This is a genomic window from Nocardioides sp., from assembly GCF_035481145.1.
GTDB lineage: Bacteria > Actinomycetota > Actinomycetes > Propionibacteriales > Nocardioidaceae > Nocardioides.
The window spans coordinates 1-6,166 of the sequence record NZ_DATIHB010000195.1; the positions used below are offsets into that span (position 1 = coordinate 1).

General features: G+C 72.6%; 7 protein-coding genes. 2 read left to right on the top strand and 5 right to left on the bottom strand.

The features are described from left to right. The coding region (locus VLF38_RS15640; protein ID WP_325272165.1) for an alpha-amylase family glycosyl hydrolase at positions 1–363 on the bottom strand (363 nt) is incomplete at its 3' end. Then, complete coding sequence (locus tag VLF38_RS15645; protein ID WP_325272166.1) at positions 360–1,646, bottom strand: deoxyribodipyrimidine photo-lyase; 1,287 nt, start codon at positions 1,644–1,646, stop codon at positions 360–362. The genes VLF38_RS15640 and VLF38_RS15645, both read right to left, overlap by 4 nt. Before the next feature lie 45 nt (positions 1,647–1,691). On the opposite strand from VLF38_RS15645, the gene VLF38_RS15650 reads away from it, so the two are divergent. Further along, positions 1,692–2,378 (top strand): metal-dependent transcriptional regulator, encoded by a 687-nt coding sequence (locus VLF38_RS15650; RefSeq protein ID WP_325272167.1) that lies wholly within the window; start codon positions 1,692–1,694, stop codon positions 2,376–2,378. 25 nt (positions 2,379–2,403) lie between these two features. Here the strand turns inward: VLF38_RS15650 and VLF38_RS15655 are convergent, their stop codons facing one another. Together VLF38_RS15655 and VLF38_RS15660 are read right to left on the bottom strand one after the other, a co-directional pair. After that, positions 2,404–2,673 (bottom strand): DUF2277 domain-containing protein, encoded by a 270-nt coding sequence (locus tag VLF38_RS15655; protein WP_325272168.1) that lies wholly within the window; start codon positions 2,671–2,673, stop codon positions 2,404–2,406. A gap of 49 nt (positions 2,674–2,722) precedes the next feature. After that, entirely contained in the window at positions 2,723–4,663 is a 1,941-nt protein-coding gene (locus tag VLF38_RS15660; RefSeq protein ID WP_325272169.1) for a beta-propeller domain-containing protein, read from the bottom strand. 83 nt (positions 4,664–4,746) lie between these two features. On the opposite strand from VLF38_RS15660, the gene VLF38_RS15665 reads away from it, so the two are divergent. After that, on the top strand, positions 4,747–5,916 hold the full coding sequence (locus tag VLF38_RS15665; protein WP_325272170.1) for a saccharopine dehydrogenase family protein: 1,170 nt from the start codon (positions 4,747–4,749) through the stop codon (positions 5,914–5,916). On the opposite strand, the gene VLF38_RS15670 is transcribed toward VLF38_RS15665, so the two are convergent. Next, on the bottom strand, positions 5,909–6,166 hold a 258-nt coding region (locus tag VLF38_RS15670), incomplete at its 5' end, for a hypothetical protein (RefSeq protein WP_325272171.1). The two genes, VLF38_RS15665 and VLF38_RS15670, sit on opposite strands and share 8 nt — an antisense overlap.

Genomic DNA, 6,166 nt, shown 5'->3' on the forward strand with positions numbered 1-6,166 from the left:
GCCGCGGCCCGCGTCGAGGGCCGCGCGGAACCACGGATGCTCGTCGGAGGTGTGGTTGGGCACGAGGTCGACGATCACCCGCAGCCCGAGCTCGTGGGCGCGCTCGAAGAGGACCTCGGCGTCCTTCAGCTGGCCGAAGAGCGGGTCCACGTCGTAGTAGTCACTGACGTCGTAGCCGTGGTCGCGCTGCGGCGAGGTGTAGAACGGCGTGATCCAGAGCGCGTCCGCACCGAGGTCGCGGATGTGCTCGAGCCGCGAGGCGATGCCGGGGAGGTCGCCGACGCCGTCGCCGTCGGAGTCCGCGAACGAGCGGACGTAGACCTGGTAACAGACGGCGTGGAGCCACCACGGAGTCGACGTCATGGCCTCATCCTCTCGCGCCGGGCCAGTGCCTCGCGGCGCTCCGCAGCGTGGTCCACGATGGGGTCGGGATAGTCAGCGGAGCCGAGCTCGGGGACCCAGCGGCGTACGTAGTGGTCCTGCGGGTCGAACCGGCGCTGCTGCGCGGTGGGGTTGAAGATCCGGAACCACGGCGAGGCGTCCGCGCCACACCCGGCCACCCACTGCCAGTTGAGCTGGTTCTGCGCGAGGTCGGCGTCGAGGAGGTGGTCGAGGAAGAAGCGGGCTCCGTGCGTCCAGTGGACGTGCAGGTCCTTGACCAGGAACGACGCGGTCACCATGCGTACGCGGTTGTGCATCCAGCCGGTCGCGAGGAGCTGGCGCATGCCCGCGTCGACGAGCGGGAAGCCGGTGCGCCCCTCGCACCAGGCATCGAACGCCGTGCCCGGCTCGTCGTGCTCCATCCGGGCGTACTCCGCCCGGAGCGGATCGGTGAGCGCGTCGGGCCGGTGCCAGAGCACGTCGGCGTGGAACTCGCGCCAGGCGAGCTCCGCGCGGAAGCTGGCGGCTGCCTCGGGTGGCGCGTCTGCGAGGTCCGCGAGCAGCGTCCGCGGGTGGATCTCGCCGCAGGCCAGCGCGATGGAGAGGAACGAGGTGCCGGGCCGGTCGGGTCGATCGCGGTCGACCGGGTAGTCGGCCAGCGCCGCGGTGCGGAACTCCTCCCACCGCTCGAGCGCGGCGAGCTCGCCGGCCTCCGGAAGCGGGACGGTCGACGTCCCCGCGGGCAGTGTTTCGCTGGTCAGCTCCGCCCACCGGGGCTCGACCTCCGGGGCAGGGGGAGCCCATCCGTGCTCCGCCCAGGCGCGCAGGAACGGCGTGAAGACCTGGTACGGCGTGCCCCCGCCGGTCAGCACCCGTCCCGGCCCCACGGCGTACGGGCTGCCGGTGGTGACCAGGGGGACCGGCAGCGCCGCCGCGATGCGCTCGTCGCGGGCACGGCCCGCCGGGGTCGTGTCGGCGGAGACGTGGACCGAGCCCGCACCTGCCTCACGGACGACCGCCGGCACGACCTCCTCGGGGTGGCCCGAGCGGACGACCAGTCGCCCGCCGAGCTGGGCGTCGAGCGCGCGCAGGCTCGCGGCCAGGTAGGCGCGGCGACTCTCGCCGTACGTCGCCAGGTCCGCCGGGTCGAGAACGTGGAGGACGACGACCTCGGTGGCCGCCTCTGCCGCGGCGATCAGGGCCGGGTGGTCGCGGAGCCGGAGGTCCTTGCGCAGCCACAGAACCGACCGCGACCTCTCACTCACGACGCCCACTCTGCCAGCCCGATGGTGATGCGCGATGATGGGTGCGTGAGCGACCTCATCGACACCACCGAGATGTACCTCCGCACGATCTACGAGCTGATCGAGGAGGGGATCGTCCCGCTGCGGGCGCGCATCGCCGAGCGCCTGCACCAGAGCGGCCCGACCGTCTCGCAGACCGTCGCCCGCCTCGAGCGCGACGGACTGTTGACCGTCGAGGGCGACCGCCACCTCGAGCTCACCGAGCAGGGCCTGGCCCTGGCCACCCGCGTCATGCGCAAGCACCGCCTCGCCGAGCGCCTGCTCACCGACGTGATCGGCCTCGACTGGGAGCTCGTCCACTCCGAGGCGTGCCGCTGGGAGCACGTCATCTCCGAGCAGGTCGAGCGGCGGCTGCTGGAGCTGCTCGACCACCCGACGGAGTCGCCGTACGGCAACCCGATCCCGGGCCTCGACGAGCTCGGTGCGACCGAGCTCGCCGACGACTTCATGGACGGTGTCGAGGCGCTCGCTGCGATCAGCGGCCCGGGCGAGGTGAGGGTGCTGGTGCGCCGCATCTCCGAGGAGATGCAGAAGGACGAGTCGTTGATGTCCGCGCTGCGCCGTGTCGGTGCGCTGCCGGGCCAGACCGTGACCGCTGCGCCGACCCGTGAGGGCGTGCTCGTCGGCTCCGGCGGTGAGACCGCCGAGGTCATGCTCGACTCGGCCGACCACATCTTCGTCACGCGCCTCTGACGTCCCGCGTCGAGGCAGGGTCGGGTCAGCTGCCGTAGCGGAGCTGGGCGCGCGCCCTCGCCTTGGCGGCCTCGACCTCGCGGTCCTTCGGGGGAGCGGTGGTGACCAGCCTGTCGAGCAGGTGCTGCGTGATGTGCGCGATCTCGTGCACGGCCTCGTCGAAGGCCGCCTGGTTGGCCTGGGACGGCTTGACCGTGCCCGACACCTTGCGGACGAACTGGAGCGCTGCAGCGGTCACCTCGTCCGTGGTAGCCGGCGGCTCGAAGTTGTTGAGGGGGCGGATGTTGCGGCACATGCCTCCACGGTACGCCGGACGGTGGGGACAGGTGGCGTACGCCGGATGCTCACAGGAAGCGGGCGGACTCCTCGGTCACGAGGGTCACGCGACCGTCGGGCAGCGGCACGGTGCGGAGCGCCGCGACGTCGTCGTACCCGTGGGTGCCCCGGACGTTGTGGCGGGTGAGTGAGCCGTCTGAGCCGACCTTGAGCTCCGCGACCCAGCCCGTCACGCCGCCCGTCGCGCCGTAGCGTGCGACCACGGCGTAGGCCGTCTGGCGCGACGGTATCCAAGTGAGCTGGCGCGGGTCCTGACCCGCCATGACCTGGGCGTCGCGTGCGAAGGTGAGGACGCTCTGGCGCACCGGATCGCGAGGGTCGCGGAGGTCGAAGACGGCCACCTGCCCGCCGCGGGTCCGACCGTCCTCGTCCGCGTCGACGCCGAGCCCGAGGATCCGCCCGTCGCCGATCGGGTGGAGGTAGTCGGAGTAGCCGGGCACCTTGAGCTCGCCGAGCGTCTTCGGGCGCGCGGGGTCGGAGAGGTCGACCGCGTAGAGCGGGTCGACCTGCCGGAACGTCACCAGGACCGCGAGGTCGTCGAACCACCGAACCGACTTGAGCTGCTCGCCGACCCCCAGCCGGTCCACCCGTCCCAGCTGCTCGAGGCCGTCCTCGGTCTCCTCGAGGGTGACCACGCTGTTCCAGTCGCCGGTCTCCTGCGAGGGCCCGACCGCGACGCGCAGCGTGCCGTCGACGGCGTCGATCGCCCACCGGTCCGGCACCACGCCCTCGACCTCCCCGCTCCCGACGTACGCCGCGTGCTCGCCGTCGAGCGCGAACGCGTGGAGCTGCGTGGTGCCGGAGTCCGTGCCACCCCACGGGCCGCCCCAGGGGCCGATGCTCCTGGCCGCCGGCAGCGGGCCGTCGCAGATCATGGGTCCGCACCCACCCCAGCCGCCCGAGGTGGCGAGGTAGAGCCGGTCAGCGGAGGAGTAGACCGTCTGCGAGCCGGTCGCCACCCCCGTGGACGACCGCTCCTCCGGTTCCTCTGCCGACCAGCCCACGACCGACACCGTGCCCGCACTGGTGAAGTCCTCGGGTCGTGCCATGTCGGCGCAGTCGACGACCTGCTCGGACGTCCCGCCCGAGGAGACCGACGGGAGCCAGTCCGCGATCCCGGACTCGGCGAGGACCTCACGGTTCTTCCGCAGCGCCTCGCGCTCGGTCAGGTCGCCCTCCGGCGTCACGAAGTCGAGCATCGGCAGGCCGGTGCCGAGGACCAGGCGGAGGGTGTCGCCGTACTGGCGCGCGGCGAGCAGGCTGGCGGCGTACGACGTGGTCCGGGTGATCTCGGGCGACGCGGGGTCGGCGAGGGAGACGGTGTCGACGCGCGTGGTCGGGCCGTCGGCGTCGGAGCGCTGGGAGAGGACGACGGCCTGGTCGCCGACGAGCAGGAGCTCCGGCTGCTGCTGGACCCGGCCGGGGAGGTCGAGGCGAGCCATCCGCCTGGGCGCCGTGCCGGTGACGTCGTAGACGACGAGGTCGTCGCCGACCAGGCGCACCAGCACGCGGTCGTCGGCCTTGACCACGTCGGGCTCGTCGACTCCGGCCTCCTGGACGTTGGTGCCGGTGGCGCTGTTGGTGGCTTCGCTGAGCGACTTCGCGGTGGCGAGGGGTGCCGCGGAGCGGAGGTCCTGCTGTGCGCCCTCCATCGCGGCCCGCCCGTCGTACGCGTAGAACATGCCGCCGCCCCAGCCCCAGGCGGTGACCTGGTCGCGGGTGTTGCGCACGAACCAGTCGAGCAGCGTGTCGCAGTCTCCCGCAGCGACAAGGGAGAGGTCGCCGGCCGACAGTGGATCTCCGGCCTCCACCACGGGCTGTACGGCGACGTCGTCGTTGCCGGAGAGCCCCGGAAGGTCGGGAGTGTCGACGGCGGTGCCGAGCAGGAACGCGCCGCCCAGGGCGAGCGCGGCGACACCGCTGGCGGCGATCGTCAGGGAGGTCTTCATGCACCTGTGACGCGCGCCGGAGGCGGTGGGTTCCGCGAGTGCGTGGTTCCCCGGTGTCGGTGACCTGCGGCAGAGTGTCAGGCATGACAGACCGACGTCTCGACATCGTCCTCTTCGGCGCCACGGGCTTCACCGGCGGCCTCACGGCGGAGTATCTCGCCCGTCATGCTCCGGCCAACCTCCGCTGGGCCCTGGCCGGGCGCAACCAGGCGAAGCTCGAGCAGGTGCGCGACCGGCTGGCGGGCATCGACCCGCGGCTCGAGGTGATGGAGCTCCTGGTCGTCGACGCGGGCGACCAGGCCGCCCTCGAGCAGGTGGTGGCGCAGGCGAAGGCCGTGATCACCACGGTGGGTCCCTACCTGCAGCTCGGTGCGCCGCTGGTCGCCGCCTGCGCGGCGCAGGGCACCGACTACGTCGACCTCACCGGCGAGCCGGAGTTCGTCGACACGATGTACGTCAGGCACCACGCCACCGCCGCGGCCACCGGCGCGCGGATCGTCCACTGCTGCGGCTTCGACTCGATCCCGCACGACCTCGGCGCCTACTACACGGTGAAGCAGCTCGACGCCGCGAAGCCGATCACGGTCCGCGGCGTCGTCCGCTCCAACGGCACGTTCTCCGGCGGCACCTTCCACTCCGCGCTCGGTGCCTTCTCGCGCGCGAAGCAGATGCGCGACGCGATGGTCGCCCGCCGGAAGGCCGAGCCCAGGCCCGAGGGGCGTCGCAGCCGCGCGGTTGCAGGCAAGCCCGGGCGCGACAAGGAGCTCGGCTACTGGCTGGTGCCGCTGCCGACGATCGACCCGTTCGTCGTCGCCCGCAGCGGCGCTGCGCTGCCGGCGTACGGCCCGGACTTCCGCTACTCGCATTTCGCCGGCACCAAGACCCTGCGGTACGCCGCGGGCGGGGCGGTCGGCGCGGCCGGTCTGGCCGTCGCTGCGCAGGTCAAGCCGGTGCGCGAGTTCCTGGGGAAGAAGGTCCCGCAGGGGGAGGGGCCGGACGAGAAGCGGCGTCGCAAGTCGTGGTTCACCGTCGACTTCATCGGGGAGTCCGGTGGGCGCACGGTGCACACGCGGGTGTCGGGCGGAGACCCCGGCTACACCGAGACCTCGAAGATGCTGGCCGAGTCGGCGCTCTGCCTGGTCTTCGACGAGAACCCGCCGTCCGCCGGCATGGTCACCACCGCCCAGGCGATGGGCGACCGGCTGATCCGCCGCCTGGAGGCGGCGGGCATCAGGTTCCAGACGGTCAGCTGACGGCTTCGACCACGCGCACGATCCGCGCGCCCGCGCGCAGGTGCGGGGGCAGAGCGAAGCGTGCGTCGTCGGGATGGTGCAGGGCAGCGGCCGAGAAGCCGGCCGTGCGCAGCGCCTGGGTCGCCGCGACCGCATCGGCGAAGTGGAAGTGGATCCGTCCCCGGACGAACGCCCCGAGCATCGTCGCGAAGCCGGCGAGCAGCGGGCTGCGGTTCTCCCCGGCGAGGTGGAGGTCGGAGAGGTAGAGCCC